The 17,114-nt window shown below is 75.0% G+C and carries 14 protein-coding genes and 1 riboswitch; of the genes, 3 read left to right on the top strand and 11 right to left on the bottom strand.

From position 1 onward, the window contains the following. Window positions 1–251 precede the first annotated feature (251 nt). From ACGFWI_RS36250 to ACGFWI_RS36205, 10 genes are all read right to left on the bottom strand, one after another. Window positions 252–1,616, bottom strand: a complete 1,365-nt coding sequence (locus ACGFWI_RS36250; RefSeq protein ID WP_393910331.1) for a vanadium-dependent haloperoxidase — start codon at window positions 1,614–1,616, stop codon at window positions 252–254. A gap of 122 nt (window positions 1,617–1,738) precedes the next feature. Then, window positions 1,739–2,830 (bottom strand): Rv2231c family pyridoxal phosphate-dependent protein CobC, encoded by a 1,092-nt coding sequence (cobC, locus tag ACGFWI_RS36245; RefSeq protein WP_393910330.1) that lies wholly within the window; start codon window positions 2,828–2,830, stop codon window positions 1,739–1,741. A gap of 2 nt (window positions 2,831–2,832) precedes the next feature. Further along, the gene (locus ACGFWI_RS36240) at window positions 2,833–3,741 is read right to left on the bottom strand and encodes a sirohydrochlorin chelatase (RefSeq protein WP_393910329.1); all 909 of its coding nucleotides are present in this window, start codon (window positions 3,739–3,741) and stop codon (window positions 2,833–2,835) included. Continuing rightward, window positions 3,738–4,337, bottom strand: a complete 600-nt coding sequence (locus tag ACGFWI_RS36235; RefSeq protein WP_393910328.1) for a cobalamin biosynthesis protein — start codon at window positions 4,335–4,337, stop codon at window positions 3,738–3,740. Before ACGFWI_RS36235 ends, ACGFWI_RS36240 begins: the two co-directional genes overlap by 4 nt. Further along, complete coding sequence (locus ACGFWI_RS36230) at window positions 4,334–5,011, bottom strand: VOC family protein (RefSeq protein ID WP_393910327.1); 678 nt, start codon at window positions 5,009–5,011, stop codon at window positions 4,334–4,336. Before ACGFWI_RS36230 ends, ACGFWI_RS36235 begins: the two co-directional genes overlap by 4 nt. Beyond that, window positions 5,008–6,417 carry a cobyrinate a,c-diamide synthase gene (locus tag ACGFWI_RS36225; protein ID WP_393910326.1) on the bottom strand — a complete coding sequence of 470 codons (1,410 nt, stop codon included), beginning with the start codon at window positions 6,415–6,417 and terminating at the stop codon, window positions 5,008–5,010. Before ACGFWI_RS36225 ends, ACGFWI_RS36230 begins: the two co-directional genes overlap by 4 nt. 16 nt (window positions 6,418–6,433) lie before the next feature. Further along, the gene (gene cobO / locus ACGFWI_RS36220; RefSeq protein WP_393910325.1) at window positions 6,434–7,030 is read right to left on the bottom strand and encodes a cob(I)yrinic acid a,c-diamide adenosyltransferase; all 597 of its coding nucleotides are present in this window, start codon (window positions 7,028–7,030) and stop codon (window positions 6,434–6,436) included. After that, complete coding sequence (locus ACGFWI_RS36215; protein WP_393910324.1) at window positions 7,030–9,159, bottom strand: putative cobaltochelatase; 2,130 nt, start codon at window positions 9,157–9,159, stop codon at window positions 7,030–7,032. Before ACGFWI_RS36215 ends, cobO begins: the two co-directional genes overlap by 1 nt. A gap of 70 nt (window positions 9,160–9,229) precedes the next feature. After that, window positions 9,230–10,771 carry a cobyric acid synthase gene (locus tag ACGFWI_RS36210; RefSeq protein ID WP_393910323.1) on the bottom strand — a complete coding sequence of 514 codons (1,542 nt, stop codon included), beginning with the start codon at window positions 10,769–10,771 and terminating at the stop codon, window positions 9,230–9,232. A gap of 10 nt (window positions 10,772–10,781) precedes the next feature. Then, window positions 10,782–11,843 carry a cobalamin biosynthesis protein gene (locus ACGFWI_RS36205; RefSeq protein WP_393910322.1) on the bottom strand — a complete coding sequence of 354 codons (1,062 nt, stop codon included), beginning with the start codon at window positions 11,841–11,843 and terminating at the stop codon, window positions 10,782–10,784. Window positions 11,844–11,975: 132 nt separating this feature from the next. Continuing rightward, a riboswitch (cobalamin riboswitch) is annotated at window positions 11,976–12,129 on the bottom strand. A gap of 202 nt (window positions 12,130–12,331) precedes the next feature. Here ACGFWI_RS36205 and ACGFWI_RS36200 point away from each other — a divergent pair. The 3 genes from ACGFWI_RS36200 to ACGFWI_RS36190 are packed head-to-tail and all read left to right on the top strand — an operon-like array spanning window position 12,332 to window position 16,811. Beyond that, window positions 12,332–12,775 carry a hypothetical protein gene (locus ACGFWI_RS36200; RefSeq protein ID WP_393910321.1) on the top strand — a complete coding sequence of 148 codons (444 nt, stop codon included), beginning with the start codon at window positions 12,332–12,334 and terminating at the stop codon, window positions 12,773–12,775. Window positions 12,776–12,780: 5 nt separating this feature from the next. Further along, window positions 12,781–15,414 (top strand): caspase family protein, encoded by a 2,634-nt coding sequence (locus ACGFWI_RS36195; protein ID WP_393910320.1) that lies wholly within the window; start codon window positions 12,781–12,783, stop codon window positions 15,412–15,414. Beyond that, entirely contained in the window at window positions 15,411–16,811 is a 1,401-nt protein-coding gene (locus ACGFWI_RS36190; protein ID WP_393910319.1) for an extracellular solute-binding protein, read from the top strand. Before ACGFWI_RS36195 ends, ACGFWI_RS36190 begins: the two co-directional genes overlap by 4 nt. 57 nt (window positions 16,812–16,868) lie before the next feature. On the opposite strand, the gene ACGFWI_RS36185 is transcribed toward ACGFWI_RS36190, so the two are convergent. Continuing rightward, window positions 16,869–17,105 carry a hypothetical protein gene (locus tag ACGFWI_RS36185; protein WP_393910318.1) on the bottom strand — a complete coding sequence of 79 codons (237 nt, stop codon included), beginning with the start codon at window positions 17,103–17,105 and terminating at the stop codon, window positions 16,869–16,871. Between the last annotated feature and the right edge of the window lie 9 nt (window positions 17,106–17,114).

The following is a 17,114-nucleotide window of genomic DNA, read 5'->3' as shown; positions in this document are numbered from 1 at the left end:
GGCGCCGCCCCCCCCGCCCCCCCCCCGGGGGGGGGGGGGGGGGGGGCCGCGGGGGGCCCCGCCCGGGCGGGGCCCCCCCCGCGCGCGGCGCCCCCCCCCCCCCCCCCCCACCTCACCCTCGCCGGGGGCCCACGCGTGGTGTGTCGGGACCCCGGCGAGGTCTGCCCGTAGGGGCCTCCGCTACCGGGTGCGTTCGGCTCCTCCCGGCCGTGGTCCCTGTCGGCGGAGGCCGGCGGGCGGTACGGGCCCGGTCAGTCGGCGCTGCCGTGCGGGCACGTCGACGGGGCCGGCGGCGAGGCGTGCGGGCGTGCCGGGCGCAGCGGCTGGAAGTAGTGGGTCAGTGTCCAGGCGCCGATGCGGCCGCCGGCGTCGCATCCGTCGATGTCGGCGGTGCGGAAGTGGATTCCGCCCCAGACCCGGGCGTTGATCATGTCCTCGTTGAGCCGGCCGGCGTCATCGTAGTGCCGTGTGGTGCCGGTGGCCTCGGAGGAAAACGTGAGGTCGAGGTGGGGGGTGCCGAGGATCCCGGCCAGAGTCCGGGTCACGGCGCCGGTGACCGCGGTGTGGCCGCTGAGGTAGTCGGGGTGCGGAGGGGTGACGAGCAGCGGCTGCCACTGCGGGTCGGCTTCGGTCGCGGGGTTGCCGTCGGTGTCGGCCAGCTGGACAGCGGTGATCGGCCGCCAGAAGCCGTAGTGGAGTTTGGCGTCCCATGCGGTGACCACGGCGTCGGTTGCCGATGCGTTCGCCGCGGCGACCAGCCGGGCTGTCTCGGCGATGCGCAGGTGGTGCCGGGCGGAGTGGTCCCGGAACGCCGATTGGAGCTGGACCGTCAGATTGCCCCCGAAGAACTGCGCGGTTTCGGTCTGCTGCGGGGTGCGGGGCGATCCGGTCCTCGCCCCCATGGTCTTCACCTCGTTGAGGTCCTGGGCGTAGCGGGCCGAGGACAGGGCGGGCGGCCCGCCGGGACGGAACTGGGCCGGGGACGTCAGCAGCATGGGGCGCAGTCTGCCGAGCCAGGGGTCGATGAAGGGCAGATGGGCGGGCGGGGTGGGCCGCCAGACGCCGGGCGCGGGCGTGGCGGTGAACTCCACCGTGGCGAAGCGGCCGTCTCCTTCGCGCAGTTCGACGAGGTGGTCGGCGGCGCGTTCCCCGAAGGCCACGCCCTGCCGCTTCGCCGTGCCGTCGGGGATCCTGGCGAGGGAGGCGGCGTACGCGGTATCGAGCGGGGCCTGGGAGGCGGGGAAGTAGGTCAGCAGTACGCGGTGCGCGGCGGTCACGGCCGCCGCCTCGGGCGAGGCCGTGGAGGGCCCGCGCGCTCGCCATTTGTACGGGGCGTAGCGGCCCTGGATGCCGACCACGGCGTTGTAGACGGCGGCCGAGACGAACCCGTGCCAGATGACCGCCTGCCCGGAGGGGCGGGTGGCGCCGAGGTTGGCGCTGATGGTGTCGGAGGCGATGGCGTTCCAGTCGCGCACCGCCTGGGGGTCCGCCGCAGGCGGCGCGTGACCGTCGGCGGTGGCGGTGGCGGTGGGGCCGGCCAGGGCCGTGAGGACGAGGAGCAGGAGTGAGGCGAGGGCGCCGACGACGGCCCGTCGGCCCGAACGAGAAGTATCCATAACTGACTTAACAGCTAAAAGGGTGAACGGTCACCCCGATTCGCCAACGGGAAGGGGTGCGCCGGCGCACCCAATCTGCCGGCCGGCCCCGCCCGTTGCTCCCCGGAGATCCCCGGACACCCCTACCCGAGCACCTCGCCCAGCGCCGCCGCGAACCGGTCCGTCGTGGCCCGGTCCCGCACCGCGAGGCGCAGCCAGCCGGGGCCCAGGCCGGGGAAGGTGTCACCACGGCGGACCGCGAAGCCGCGGGCCCGCAGCGCGGCCCGTACCGCGTCCGCGTCCGGCAGCCGGATCAGCACGAACGGGCCCGCCGCCGGGCCGGCCGCCCGGATCTGCCCGAACTCGCCCAGCCGGGCCAGCAGATGGGCCCGGTCCACGGCGATCTGCCCGGCCGCCGCGGCCGCCTCCGCCAGCGCCTGCGGTGTACAGCACGCCTCGGCGGCGGCCAGCGCGGGACTGGAGACCGGCCACAGCGGCTGCGCCCGCTCCAGGGCGGCGACGGTGTCCGGGGCGGCCAGCACATAGCCGATCCGCAGCCCGGCCAGCCCCCAGGTCTTGGTGAGGCTGCGCAGCACGACCAGCCCCGGCAGGTCCGTGCGCCCGGCCAGCGCCTCCCGCTCCCCGGGCACCGCGTCCATGAAGGCCTCGTCCACCACCAGCGTCCGGCCCGGCCGCGCCAGGCGGGCCAGCTCGTCTGCCGGGTGCAGGACCGAGGTGGGGTTGGTGGGGTTGCCGACGACGACCAGATCGGCGTCCTCGGGCACCGCGGCCGGATCCAGCCGGAAGCCGTCCCGTGCGTCGAGCAGCACCCGCGCGACGTCGTGCCCGGCGTCCCGCAGCGCCGCCTCGGGCTCGGTGAACTGCGGATGCACCACGACCGGCCGGCGGGCCCGCACGGCGCGCGCGATCAGCACGAACGCCTCCGCGGCCCCCGACGTCAGCAGCACCCGTTCCACGGGCAGACCGTGCCGCGCCGCGACCGCCCGGCGCGCCGCGCGGCCGTCGGGGTACGCGGCGAGGCCGTCCAGCGACGCGGCGATCCGCGCCTTGAGCCAGGCCGGGGGAGTACCGGTGCGGACATTCACCGCCAGATCCGTCAATCCGCCCTCCGCGCCCCGCACTTCGGCATCGCCGTGGTGCCGCAGATCGGGCTCGTGCGGCGGTGCGTCCGGGGCGGGGTCGCGGAGCGGCGCGGACCCGGTGTGCGCCGGCATGCTCACCGCTCCCCGGCGTCCGTGGCCGGGAGAGCGGTCCGCCCCGCCGCGCCGTCCGTCTCCCGGGCGTCCTCCGCCGCCGCCCGGCAGCCGCACGACGCGTCGCTCAGCAGCGCATCGCCCGCCACCGTCGCGCGGTAGCGCTCCATGACGACCTCGGCCACCTCGGCCTCCGGGCCGATCACCTCCGCGCCGATCACCTCCGCGCCGGGGTGGGCCGCGGCCCACCCCTCGGCCTGCATATGCAGTCGCTCCAACAGGCCGCCGGGGAAGAAGAAGTAGGGCAGGACCACGATCCGGCCCGGCCGGCCGGCTGCCGCCGCGGCCGCCAGTGCCCGGCACCGGTCCAGGCCCGTCGGCACATCGGGCGCCGCCTGCGAGACGAACGCGGTCTCCACGCCCGCGAAGCCGCGACCCTCCCACAGCAGCCGCGCGGCCCGCGCCACCTCGGCGTTGGCGTACGGATCGGCCGCGCCGCGCCCCACCAGCAGCACCGTGGTGCGGGCCCGGTCCTCGGGCCTGCGGGCGCCGCCGCCCAGCGCCTCGTCCAGCCGTCGTTCCAGCACTTCGAGGACCTTGGGATGGGGCCCCAGCTCGGCGCCGCAGGCGTAGCCGAGCCCCGGGTGGCGCTCCGCCGCCCGTTCCAGCGCCGAGGGCAGCGCCTCCGGCACCGGCCCGGTCGGGGCCAGCAGCAGCGGTATCACGGCGAGCCGGGTCGCGCCCCGCTCGACGAGCCCGTCGACGGCGTCGCCGAGCGGCAGGGGAGCGGCCGGATGGCCGAAGAACCCCCCGGCGACGGGCACGTGGGGATGGCGCTCGCCGAGCACACGCACCAGCGCGCGCAGAGCCTCGGCCCCGCCTTCGTCACGGGTGCCGTGACCGGCGATGAGCAGTGCGGGAGGAGTGGTCACTGGATCTCCTTGGTACCGGGGGTTGCGCTGTCGGGCGCCGGGTCGCCGACGACCGCCGTCCGCCGATCCGGGCCACGGCGGGGCGGGTTGGGAAGGTCATTGACGATAACCGCCCCGGCGGAGGGCACGGCGGCCGCTCCCTCCCTACCAGCGGTAAAGGCACCGCTGTCCGTTACTGCCGGTCCGGCGAGCGCACAGGTCGCCCGGGCCGGCGGCGGTGACTTCCGCTTGCCGACGGCCAACGTGGCACCCGGCCCCGCGGCCAGCAGCGCGGCCGCCTCGGCCACGCTCGGCGTTCCGGCGGCGGCCGCCGCGGCCGCGGACGGCGCCGGTACCCGTACCGCCGCCAGGGCCGCCGCCGGGAACGACCGCAACGGCACCCCCAGCTCTCGCGCCGCCCCGGTCAGCCCCGGCTCGGCCGCCTTGGCCGCCACCGTCGCCAGCGCGACGACCTGCCGGGCCGCGTACCCCGCTGCCGTACAGGTGGCCGTGATCAGCTCCAGCACCTCGGACACCGGGACGCCACGGCGCGCCCCCACGCCGGCGACCAGCGGCACGGCCGGCGCACCGGCCTCGTCGGCCGCCCGGTCCCTCATACCGCGACGGCTCCCCGGCCGAAGGCGACCGGTCCGTGCCGGCCCGCCAGGACCGCGGTGAGCCCGGCCGGCCCAGCCGTGAGCGGCTCCCCCGGCCACCGGACGCCGAGCGCCGCCAGTTCGGCGCGGGCCGCCCCGGGGTCGGGGTACGAAGCGGTGAGCGAGACCAGCGGCAGCTCCGGGAGCCCGCCGCCGGACGGGTGCGGGGTCCCGCCCCAGTCGAGCAGGAACGGGGCCGGGCCCGTGCCCGTCCCCGGCGGGGTCAGCTGCCAGGCGAGGCGGCCGCCGTCCGGGGCGCGCCGGGACATGGCGAACGGGGTGCCGGGGTCGTAGCCGCGCGCCCGCGCCGCCGCGACCCGGTCGGCGATGCCGGTGACCCGGACCGCCCAGGTGACCAGCCGCGGCCCGGTCAGCGCATCGATGCCGAACCACCGCGGCCCGTCCGGGGCGGGCTGCTCCGGATCGAGCCCGACGATCTCGAAGTACGCCCCGTCGCCCAGCCCCAGCAGATGGTTGCGGGTGCCTCGGCCCGGATGGCTGCCGCCTGGCACCGGCCGTACGCCGGTCAGTTCGGCGACCTCGGCGACCGTGCGGTCCAGATCGGGTGTGGCGTAGACGAGGTGGTCGAGGACGGCCGGGGCCGCCGGATCCTGGCTGCCGCTCCCGGGCGTCACCGGGCGGCGCTCCCGGCCGGAGCGCTCCGCGCCGCGCTCGCCACCAGACGCCCGGCCAGCGACGGTTCGGCGGCCCAGTGCACATGCAGATACGAGGCATGCACCCCGCCGGACACAAAGCCCTCCACCCGCCGCTCGGGGTGCGTCAGCCCCCACGCCGGGTCCGCGCCCGCGCCCGGCTCCAGCACCGTGCGGTGGAACTCATGGCCGCGCACCCGGGTCCCGGCCGCCGCCAGCGCGTTGTCCCGCAGCGCCACCGCCTCGCGGTAGCCGAGGGTGAGCCGTTCGGTCATCCGGGCCTCGGCGGGCAGCACCCCGCACATCGGCTTCCCGTCCAGCGACCGGGAGAGGTAGAGCAGCCCGGCGCATTCGGCCGAGACCGGTGCCCCGGACGCGGCCAGCGCGGCCACCGCCGTGCGCAGCGGCGCGTTCGCCGACAGATCCGGCGCATACATCTCCGGGAAGCCGCCGCCGATCACCAGACCCTGGGAGCCGGGCGGCAGTTGCTCGTCCCGCAGCGGGTCCAAGGGGGCCACCTCGGCGCCCGCCGCGGTCAGCAGCTCGGCGTGCTCGGCGTACGAAAACGTGAACGCGGCGCCGCCCGCGACGGCGATCAGCGGCTTGTCCGAGGGGGCGGCCGCGGCGGTGGTCCCCGCGGCCGGCGCCGCCTCCGCCGCCGGATCCCAGGGCGCGTCCGGCAGCTCGGGCACCGTACGCGCCAGCGCCAGCAGCGCCGGCAGATCGCAGCCCGCGCGGACCCGCGCGGCCAGCTCGCTCACCGACTCCACCGCCTCGGCCCGCCGTTCGGCGACCGGCACCAGCCCCAGGTGACGCGACGGCGTACCGGCCCGCCCGTCGCGGCGCAGCGCGCCCAGCACCGGCACCCCGGAGGAGTCCATCGCCTCGCGCAGCAGCTCCTCGTGCCGGTCCGAGCCGACCTTGTTGAGGATCACCCCGGCGAGCCGTACCTCCGGGTCCCAGGAGGCGAAGCCGTGCACCAGCGCGGCCACCGACCGGGACTGCGAGGACGCGTCCACCACCAGCACCACCGGCGCCCGCAGCAGCTTGGCCACGTGCGCCGTCGAGGACAGTTCGCCCATTCCGGACGCCCCGTCGAACAGCCCCATCACGCCCTCGACGACCGCGAGATCGGCGCCGGCCGCGCCGTGCAGGAACAGCGGCGCGATCCGGTCGGGCCCGCACAGATAGGCGTCCAGATTGCGGCCGGGACGGCCGGTGGCCAGCGAGTGATAGCCCGGATCGATGTAGTCGGGTCCCACCTTGTGCGGCGACACCACGAGCCCGGACTCGGCGAACGCCGCCATCAGTCCGGTGGCCACCGTCGTCTTCCCCGCGCCCGAGGACGGTGCGGCGATCACCAGCCGGGGGATCGAACCGCCGCTCATCCCGCGCTCACCGCCGTCACCATTCGATGCCCCGCTGGCCCTTCTGGCCCTCGTCCATCGGGTGCTTGACCTTGGTCATGTCCGTCACCAGATCGGCGAACTCCAGCAGCGGTTCGGGGGCGCCCCGCCCGGTGATGACGACATGCTGCGTACCGGGGCGGTCGCGCAGCGCCGACACCACCTCCTGGGTGTCGATCCAGCCCCACTTCAGCGGGTACGCGAACTCGTCCAGCACCAGCAGCTTGTACGTCTCCGCGGCCAGGTCCCGCTTGACCTGCTCCCAGCCCTCGCGCGCCGCGTCCTCACTGGAGGCGATGTCGCGCTGCACCCAGGACCAGCCCTCGCCCATCTTGTGCCAGGCGACGGTGCCGCCCTCGCCGGAGTCACCGAGCACCTTCAGCGCCCGCTCCTCGCCGACCTTCCACTTCGCGGACTTCACGAACTGGAACACCCCTACCGGCCAGCCCTGGTTCCAGGCGCGCAGCGCCAGCCCGAAGGCGGCGGTGGACTTGCCCTTGCCCTGGCCGGTGTGGACGAACACCAGCGGGCGGTTGCGGCGCTGGCGGGTGGTGAGCCCGTCGTTCGGTACGACGGACGGCTGTCCCTGCGGCATTACGCGGCCTTCCTGTTGCCTTGTACGGTCCGTACGAGCGCGGAGACGCTGTCCGCGCGCAGCTCGTCGAGGGTGATGGCGGTGCCCTGCAGCTCATGGGCCAGCTCGCCCGCGAGACCCAGCCGCACCGGACCCGCCTCGCAGTCCACGACCACCGAGGCGGTGCCCTCACCCGCCAGCAGCCGGGCCGCGCGGGTGGCCCGTACGACGGGCTCCGGGCCGCCGGTCGCCCGTCCGTCGGTGACGACCACCAGCAGCGGCCGCCGCGAGGCATCCCGCATCCGCTCCACCCGCAGCACCTCATGGGCCCTCAGCAGCCCCTCCGACAGCGGCGTACGGCCGCCCGTCGGCAGCTGCTCCAGCCGCGCCGCGCCCGCCTCGACCGAGGACGTCGGGGGCAGCGCCAGCTCGGCGCCGGTGCCACGGAAGGTGATCATGCCGATCTTGTCGCGCCGCTGATAGGCGTCCAGCAGCAGCGAGAGCACCGCGCCCTTGACCGCGCTCATCCGCTTCCGCGCCGCCATCGACCCGGACGCGTCCACGACGAACAGGACCAGATTGCCCTCCCGCCCCTCGCGTACCGCCTCGCGCAGATCGTCCCGGCGCACCACCAGACCCCGCCCGTGGCGGCCGCGCGCCCGCTGGTGCGGCGCCGCGGCCTGCACCGTCGCCGCCAGATGCAGCTTGCCCAGGGTGCCGTGCGGGCGCCGCGCCCCGGTCGTCCGGCCGTGTGCGGTCCGCGCCCGCGACCGGCGGCCGTCCGCGCCCTCGCCCAGGCCCGGCACATCCAGCCGCCGGGTACGGAACGGCTCGGTGGCACCGACCGCGGCCTTCTCGCCGCCCGCGGCAGGGGCGCCCTCCTGGGCCTGCTCCGGGGCCGCGGGCTGTTCCCGGGGCTGCTCGGGGGCCTCGGGAGCCGGGGGTGCCTCCCCCTCCTGCTGGTGCGGGAGTTCGGGGCTCTGCGTCAGGGGCGACTCCTGCGGCCCGCCGTCCCCGCCGTCCTGCGGTGGCTGTCCGCCGCCGTCCGGACCGCCCCCGTCGGGGCCGCCGTCCGGCCCGTCCGGGTCCCGATCGTCCTCGCCGTCCGTGCCCTCGTCCGCCCCGCCGAACTCCTCCAGCGTCTGGTCGAGCTTGTCCTCGTCCAGGCCGGGCGCGTCGAAGGGGTTACGGCGCCGGCGGTGCGGCAGCGCCAGCAGCGCCGCCTGACGTACGTCCTCCTCCAGGACAGCGGTCCGCCCCGCCCACGCGGCCAGCGCCGTGGCGGTGCGCGCCATCACGATGTCGGCGCGCATCCCGTCCACCTCGAACGCCGCGCAGGTCGCCGCGATCTGCCGCAGCGCCGCATCGCCCAGCGTCACGCCCGGCAGCAACTCCCGTGCCGCGGTGATGCGGTGGCGCAGCTCGTCCTCCTCGGCCGCCCAGCGTGCCGCGAAGCCGGCCGGGTCGGCGTCGTACGCCAGCCGGCGCCGGACCACCGCCACCCGCTGGTCGGGCTCGCGTGAGGCGGCGACCTCGACGGTGAGCCCGAAGCGGTCCAGCAGCTGCGGCCGCAGCTCGCCCTCCTCGGGGTTCATGGTGCCGACGAGCAGGAAGCGGGCCGCATGCCGCACGGACACGCCCTCGCGCTCCACGTACGAGGCGCCCATGGCGGCCGCGTCCAGCAGCAGGTCCACCAAGTGGTCGTGGAGCAGGTTGACCTCGTCGACGTAGAGGATGCCGCGGTGCGCATCAGCCAGCAGGCCCGGCTCGAAGGCCTTCACGCCCTCCGACAGCGCCCGCTCGATGTCCAGCGCGCCGACGAGCCGGTCCTCCGAGGCGCCGACGGGCAGTTCGACCATCCGCGTCGGGCGGTCCTCGACGGCACCCGCCTCGTGCGGCCCGTCCGGGCAGCCGGGGTCGGGCGCCTCCGGGGCACAGGCGAAGCGGCAGCCGCTGATCACGTCCACATGCGGCATCAGCGCCGACAGCGCCCGCACGGCGGTGCTCTTGGCGGTGCCCTTCTCCCCGCGGACCAGCACACCGCCCACCGCGGGGCTCACCGCGTTCAGCAGCAGCGCCAGCCGCAGATCGTCCATCCCGACCACCGCGGTGAAGGGGTACTGCTGGGTCGTGTTGTGAGCGGTTGTCATGCTGTGTCGTCCTCCACGTCGTCGGCCGGCCGGATCTTCTGCGTCTGTCGCGGTCCTCCACTGCGTACCCTCATGGCGCCCCCGGAGGCACGAACGGCAGCCCCTCCGGTACGCCTTCCTCGATCAGCCGCAGCAGGGCGCCGGTGTCCGCGTGCTCCTCGATCAGATCGCCCAGCCGGTCCAGCTGCTCCTCGCGCAGGGTGGCGAAGCTGGTGCCGGGGGCCGGTACGAAGGCCCGGCCCGCGTCCGCCGCGACCCGTCGCAGGAAGGCCCGCCGGAAGCCGTCGCTCTCCAGCGAGCCGTGCCAGTGCGTGCCCCATACGGAGCCGGTCCGGCACCCGTCCAGGAACTCTTCGTCCCCGCCGGTCACTTCGGCGACCCCGTGGTGGATCTCGTAGCCCGTCACCGGCTCGCCCAGCGCCTCGCCGACCGGCCGCGCCAGGGTCTTCTCCGCCGCGAACCGCACGCGTACGGGCAGCAGCCCCAGCCCGTCGACCGCGCCCGCCTTCGACTCGACGTCGTCCTCGATGCGCTCGCCCAGCATCTGGAAGCCGCCGCAGATGCCCAGCACCGGGCGGCCCTCGGCGGCCCGCCGGGCGACCGCGTCCGCCAGTCCGCGCTCGCGCAGCCACTGCAGCGCCCGGACCGTGCCGCGGGTCCCCGGCAGCACCACCAGGTCCGCATCGGCCAGCTCCTCGGCCCGGTCCACGAACCGCACCACCACGCCCGGCTCCGCGGCGAGCGCGTCCACGTCCGTGAAGTTCGACATCAGCGGCACGGCGGCCACCGCCACCCGCAGCACCTGGGCGCCGTGCGGCGGCGCCACCACGCTCTCGCGCACCGCACCGCGCAGGGACACCCGCAGACCGTCCTCCTCGTCGATGCCCAGACCGTGCGAGAAGGGCAGTACGCCCAGCGTCTGCCGCCCGGTGAGACCGCGCAGCATCTCCAAGCCCGGCTCCAGCAGCGTGACATCGCCCCGGAACTTATTGACGAGATACCCCGCGACCAGCGCCTGGTCCTCCTTGGACAGCAGCGCGGTGGTGCCGAAGAAGGAGGCGAACACCCCGCCGCGGTCGATGTCGCCGACCACCATCACCGGGATCCGGGCGGCCCGCGCAAGGCCCATGTTCACGATGTCGGTCCGCCGCAGATTGATCTCGGCGGGGCTGCCGGCGCCCTCGCAGATCACCGCGTCGTGGGTACGCCGCAGCTCCTGGAGGCAGTCGGTGACCGTGCCGAGCAACTGCTCCTGGCGCCCCTCGTGGTAGCCCCGGGCGCTGAGCTCGCCCACCGGCTTCCCCAGCAGCACCACCTGGCTGCTGCGGTCGCTGCCGGGCTTGAGCAGTACGGGGTTCATCAGCGCGGTCGGCTCCACCCGCGCCGCGGCGGCCTGCATCGCCTGGGCCCGTCCGATCTCCGCGCCCTCGCGCGTGACGAACGAATTCAGCGACATGTTCTGCGCCTTGAACGGCGCCACCCGCACGCCCTGCCGGGCCAGCCAGCGGCAGATGCCCGCCGTCACCACGCTCTTGCCGGCGTCGGACGTCGTACCGGCCACCAACAGGCCACCGCCGACGGCCCCACCGGATGCCTTCAACCGCCCGTTCACCGGGTCCTCCTCATGCGCCGGGACCCCGGCTGTCGTGAGCCGTACGCGCCACCGCACGTGCGGCCCTGCGCGTCACTGCGCCTGCGGCCGGGCGGGTGGTGCGCAACAGGGCCCGGCGTAGCGCGCCGGCCGCCGGCCGCGCCGCCACCGTCGTCACCAGCGCCAGCACGCTCACCCGGCGCGAGAGCCGCACGGCCCGGGCGATGTCGGGCACCGCGACCGGCGGCGCCCCGTCGTTGAGCACCGGACGGTGTTCCACCCGCCCGCCGTACGCCAGCGTGCCGCCCAGCCGGACACCCAGCGCGCCCGCGAACGAGGCCTCCACGGGGCCCGCGTTGGGGCTCGGGTGCGCGCCGCCGTCCGCCCGCCAGGCCCGCAGCGCACCGCGCCGGTCGGGGCCCGCGAGCACGGTGAGCGCGGCGGTCAGCCGGGAGCCGGGCCAGCCGGCGAGGTCGTCGAGCCGGGCCGAGGCCCAGCCGAAGCGGCGGTGGCGCGGCGACTTGTGCCCCACCATCGCGTCCAGGGTGTTCACCGCCCGGAACGCCACCAGGCCGGGCACCCCGCCCAGCGCGCCCCAGACCAGGGCGCCCACCACGGCGTCCGAGGTGTTCTCGGCGACCGACTCCACCACCGCGCGGGCCATCTGGGGCCCGTCCAGCGCCTGTGGATCGCGCCCGCACAGATGCGGCAGCCGCTCCCGCGCCACGTCCAGGTCGCCCGCCGTCAGCGCACCGCCGACGGCGCGGGCCTCGCGGCCGAGTGAGGTGCCGCCCAGCACGGCCCAGACCGTCGCCGCGGTCAGCGCGATCCGGGCTCCGCCGCGCAGCGGAGCCGGGGCGGCGGCCCGTACCGCGCGCTGCAGCAGCGCGGCACCGGCGGCGGCACCGCCCGCGCACAGCACGGCGTGAGCCGCCCCGTATCCGCGGTGATCGCGCCACAGCCGGCGCTCGACGGCGCCCGCGGCCCGGCCGAAGGCGGCCACCGGATGGCCGCGCCGCGGGTCCGCCGCGATCAGGTCACCGAGGAAGCCGAGGGCCGCGCCGCACGCATATCCCGCGTGTTCGCCGCGCATCGGATCAGACCGCCGCCAGGGCGTGCCGAAGGGGCCCTGCGACAGCGGGCAGTGGAGATCTCGAAGGGCGGCCGGGCATGGCGGTATGTCCTCACTCAGGGTCCGCGCCCTGGCTCGACGTGACGGCGACAAGAGTCTCCTGGCTCCCCGGATCGGCGAGTCCTCCGGCCTTCCAGTCCCTGCGTACGTCATCGGACGTACGCGAGGCGGACCGTGGCCTTCGCTGGAGGAACGCTCCCCGGTGACAGTGGCGGGACCGCGCCGGATTCTCACCGGACTTCCTCATCTGTCGCCGAATGGCTCCGGCAGTCCACCACGCCCCGCGAATGCCCGTCAACTCACCCTTGACCTGCGACGGTGCCCTGTGGCACGCCCTGTGGTGCACGCCACAGCGTGGCAGTCGTGTCACAGACGGTTGCCTGCGCCCCTGATCTCACGTCACTATCTGGTGCACGGCGGCGATGGGGCCGCCGGAAGGGGGCCGGGGGATGACGCAGCGCGCTGACCGCCACGAGATCCGCATCAGGATCACGGGCACGAACAATCCGGAGCAGGACATCGAGGACCTCAAGGCGTGGCTGGAGCGCGAGCCGTGGCTGGACCGGCGCCGGCACGACTGGGAGCTGCGGCCACGGCCGGCGGACGAGAGCGACGACGGCCCCCGCGACATGGCCCTCGGTGTCGACGATCTGATCCTGGTCATCGTCGGCGCCGTCGCCGCCGAAGTCAGCAAAAGTCTCAGCATCGCCCTGCAGGAGTGGCTGCGACGGCGCCGGGAGGAACGCGACACCGGCGAACGGCCCGCCGTCGCGGTCGGGGGCGGCGACGGGGACCTGCACGCGCTCGGCGACGCGGGGCCGGGCGCCGTGGCCCCCGAACGCCCCGATCCCGGCAGCCCGGCGGACGAGAGCGGCAGCACCGCAGGGGACTGAGCCGGATGTCCGAATACGACGCACGGGGCAAGGTCAACCGGGCGCTGCTGATCTGTGTCGACGACTACCGCACGCTGCGCCCGCTGCCCGCGGTGAAGGACAACGCCCGGAAACTGGAGCAGGCCCTGCTCGCCCCCGGCACCGATCTGTTCACCAAGGGCGAGGTCATCACCTGCCGGCCCCAGGAGCCCTGGGAGGTGGAACAGGCGCTGGACGCGGTCACCCAGGAGGCGCGCGGCCTGCTGCTGGTGTACTTCTCCGGCCACGGCCGGGTGGGCCGCGACGGCGGCAATCTGCAACTCATGGTCGGCGCCTCGGAACGGCGTCACAAGACCGTCTCGTGGCAGGACACGGTGCTGTCCTATGTGGACAACGCGCGGGCCGACCGGATCGTGGTCGTCCTGGAGTGCTGTTACGCCGGCAACTCGAGCGAGGCCTTCTACGCCTGCCGCAAGCCCACTTCGCTGCTGATGGCCGCGCAGCCCAACCGCCGTATCTTCAGCGGCGAGGAACCCACCGGAGGCAGCGTCTTCAACCGTGCCCTGGTGCAGATCCTGGAACGGGGCATCCCCGGCAAGCGGTTCGTCACCTTCGAAGACCTCGTCCGGGAACTGCGCGAACAACTGGCCGGTGAGCGGACCCCGATGGGCGACGTCTGGGAGCCGCGCTCGGCGAAGCAGAACACCGTCGACGACGTCATCCTGTCCTTCGCCACCCCCGAGACCCGCCCCCCGACCCCGCTGCGGATCCGCTTACGCCGCTGGCTGAAGTCGTACTTCCGGCACTGGTTCAGATTTCTGCTGATCCTGGCGATCATCTTCGTACCGGCCACCACGGGCGTCGTCCTGCTCAATCTCCCGAACGGCGAAGCGCCCTGCCCGCCCGCCCTCGAACTGCGGCTGCTCACCGCCCCCGAGGCCGAACCCGCGCTGCGCCAGGCGGCCTTCGACTACGAGATGTCCGAGGCCAACACCCGGCCCCTCAGCGGCGAGGGCGACCTCCCCGACGGCTGCCGGCGCGCCCAGATCACCGTCTACTCCGCCGCCAAGGACCAGGTCGACCAGGGCTTCGCGGCCGCCGACCGCTGGCAGGGCGAGGCCCGCGGCACCCGCAAGGACCGTCCGGAAGACCAGGGCATCGACCCCCTCCACCGGCCCGGACCACAGCCCGACATCTGGATCCCGGAATCCACCGCCGACTACTACGAGGCCCGCCGCGGTATGCCCGCCACGGGATCCCCGGCGACCCTGCACTACTCCGCCCCGGTCGCCTACACCCCCCTGGTCGTCGGCATCCCGGCGCGCCGTCGGCTGGACGACGTCGAACCGGCCGCCGCCACCTGGCAGGAGCTGCTCACCGGAACCGACAGCAGCCACCACGACCTCAAACTCCTGCGGCCGAGCCCCGTGCTGTCCGGCACCGGTCTGCTGCACACCATCGGCCTCTACCTCGCCCACGACGGCTCGGGCACCGCCGCGACGAGCGCGCCCGACCCCACCCTGGCCCGGCACGCCGAGGAGCGGCTCTCCGCCCCGGGCAGCCAGTACGCGGGCAGCACCGAACTGCTGTGCTCGCTGCGCCCCGACACGGACGCCGCCGGCTCCGTCGACCGTACGAAGTCCGCGCCCCTGGTGTCGGAGAAGTCCCTCGCCGACTACAACCTCGGCCGCGCCATCGGCAGTTGCCCGGCCCTGGACTCCCCGCTCCCGCTGCGCAACCGGTACGTCGCCTACTACCCGCAGAACGTCCCCGCGCTCGACCACCCCCTGGTCCGCGTCGACTGGCACGGCGCCGTGGACTCCACCCCGCGGCAGGCCGCCGTGGCGCGCTTTGCGCAGTGGCTGCGTGCCCCGGACGGCGGCGGGCGCACCCTGACCGCGCAGGGCTACCGCGGGGTGCCGGACGGCGGCCCGGGGCGGGACTCACCCCTGCTCGACAGCCACGCGGACGTCAGTCCGCTCGCCTCCACGGTCCCCTTCACCGCCGCCCCGGACCAGGTGTCCCGGGTCCTGGACGGCTACGACAAGGCACAGCGCTCCAGCCAGGTGCTGATCCTCATGGACACCTCCACCTCCATGGCCGAGAGCGGCAAGCTCCCGGTCGCCCTGAGCGCGGCCGGCCGCGCCATGGAGCTGGCCGGCGCACGGCACACCTACGGCCTGTGGACCTTCCCGGACCGCGCACACCCCCAGGACCGTGCCGCGGTACGGGAACTCGTCCCGCTCGGCAGCGCCGACCCCGCCCCGGGCAAGGCCGCGCTGGACCGGATCGCGGGCAGCCCGGACGGCGAACTGGTCGACCACGGTGCCGCCATGGAGGAGGCACTGACCCGTGCCGTCCGGAAGATGAAGACCTCCTCGGCCACCAACAAGGCCATCCTGCTCATCCTCGATCAGGACGACGGCGCGGGTCCCGGGCGGGCGGCGAGCGTGGAACGCACCCTGAGCGCACTGGTCAAGGAGGGACCCCATGTGCCCATCCTGGCGCTGGTGATGGGCAAATCGGGGTGTGACACCTTCGCCCTCCAGCAACTGGCCGGCGCCTCCCGGGGCCAGTGCGTGCCCAGCGGCCCGCAGGCCGTCGACACGCTGGCCGGGCGGATCGCCTCCATCGGCACGGCCACGAAGGGGGACCGATGACCGCCCCGCGCACCAGGGCGGCCGCCGCGCTGGCCTGTCTGGCCCTGCTGCCGGCGGTGAGCAGCTGTACGCCGGAGGAGCAGACCCTCCCGGAGCGGGGCGCGATCGTCCTTGCCACCGGCAGCGACCTCAGCAGCTCCGGCATCCGCCAGGATCTGATCCACGCCTGGGAGAAGGAGCACGGCCGCACGGTCCGGATCGTCAGACTCCCGGACACCGCCGACGGCCAGCGCAGCCAGCTGCTGGCGGCGGGCCAGTCCGGCAACGGCGGCTATGACGTGCTCAACCTCGATGTCGCCTGGACCGCGGAGTTCGCCGAGGCGGGCGTGATCCGTCCCTGGGCCACCCGTCTGGACGGCGACTTCCTCGACAGCGTGGCCAAGACGGTGGAGTACGACGGCAAGGTGTGGGGGGTGCCCTTCAACACCGATGCCGGGCTGCTCTACTACCGCAAGGACCTCCTCAAGGAGTACCACCATGCCGTCCCGTCCGACTGGGACGAGCTGAAGAAGACGGCGCAGGAGGTGGCGAGCGCCTACAACCGCAAGGCCGCCGAGGGCACCGGGAGCCACCGGACGAAGCCGCCGACGATGTACGGCATGGTCGCCCAGCTGCGGCCCTACGAAGGGCTGACGGTCAACACCCTGGAGTCGGCCTGGGCCAACGGCGGCGACCCCGACGCCACCAGCTTCACCAAGGGCGAGCAGATCGGTGCGCTCCAGCAGGGCGTCACCGACCTCAAGGGCCGGCTCGACTCGATCATGCCGCACGAGGCCACCACGATGGACGAGACGGAGAGCCGCCGCTGGTTCGCCGACGGCCGCGCCCTGTTCATGCGCAACTGGCCGGTCGAGTACGCCTCGGTCGCCGAGAAGCTCGCCCCCGGCGAGCAGTTCGACGTCACCCAGCTGCCGGCCCGCCGCAGCGACGGCAAACGGATGTCCGTACTGGGCGGGCAGAACCTCGCGATCTCGGCCGGCAGCAAGCGCCCGGCCGGGGCCCGGTCCCTGATCGAGGCGCTGACCGGCCCGCGCAGTGAACGCTGTCTGCTGGAGCGGGGGTTCGCGGCGACCCGCGACTCGGCGTACCGGGAGACGGCCGAGGCGCCGCGCTGCCCGCTGCCGCCCGCCGACGCGGAGCGCGGTGAGCACGGCGCCGCGGGGCAGCCGGAGCCGCGGCCCGACACCCGCACCCTGCACGAGGCGCTGCTGGCGGCCGAACCGCGCCCGCGCAGCGCCCACTACCAGACCTTCAGCAAGGTCGTGCAGCTCGGGGTGTCCGCCTTCCTCAACGGCCGCGGCGGCACGGCCATCGCCGACCGGCTGGCCCGGGAGGCCGATGACGCGCTCGGCGGGCGGGGCGTCCCACCGACGAGGGGCCCGGCGGACGACGGCTGATGCCGTGGTCCGCCGGGCCCCTCGTCCTGCCCGTTGCCGCTGCCGTCCCCGGTGGGGTCAGGCGGCGACGATCAGATAGATGCCATAGGCCACCGCCGCCGCGCACAGGGCGAAGGCGGTCACCGCGCCGGCCCGCGCACCGGTACCCGGTGCGGCGACCGCGACGGCCCCGCCTTCCGGCTGCGGCTTGCGGGCCGTACCGACGATGCCGACGGTGAACAGGCCCACGATCCCGACCGTCACCGCGAGGGTGACGCCGAAGACCTGGCCGAGAGCTGCCCAATCGATGCTCATGGTGATCCT

This window comes from Streptomyces sp. NPDC048434 (assembly GCF_043200375.1).
Classification (GTDB): Bacteria; Actinomycetota; Actinomycetes; order Streptomycetales; family Streptomycetaceae; genus Streptomyces.
The sequence above is the reverse complement of the archived record's forward strand: the minus strand, read 5'-3'. Positions and strand labels throughout refer to the sequence as shown.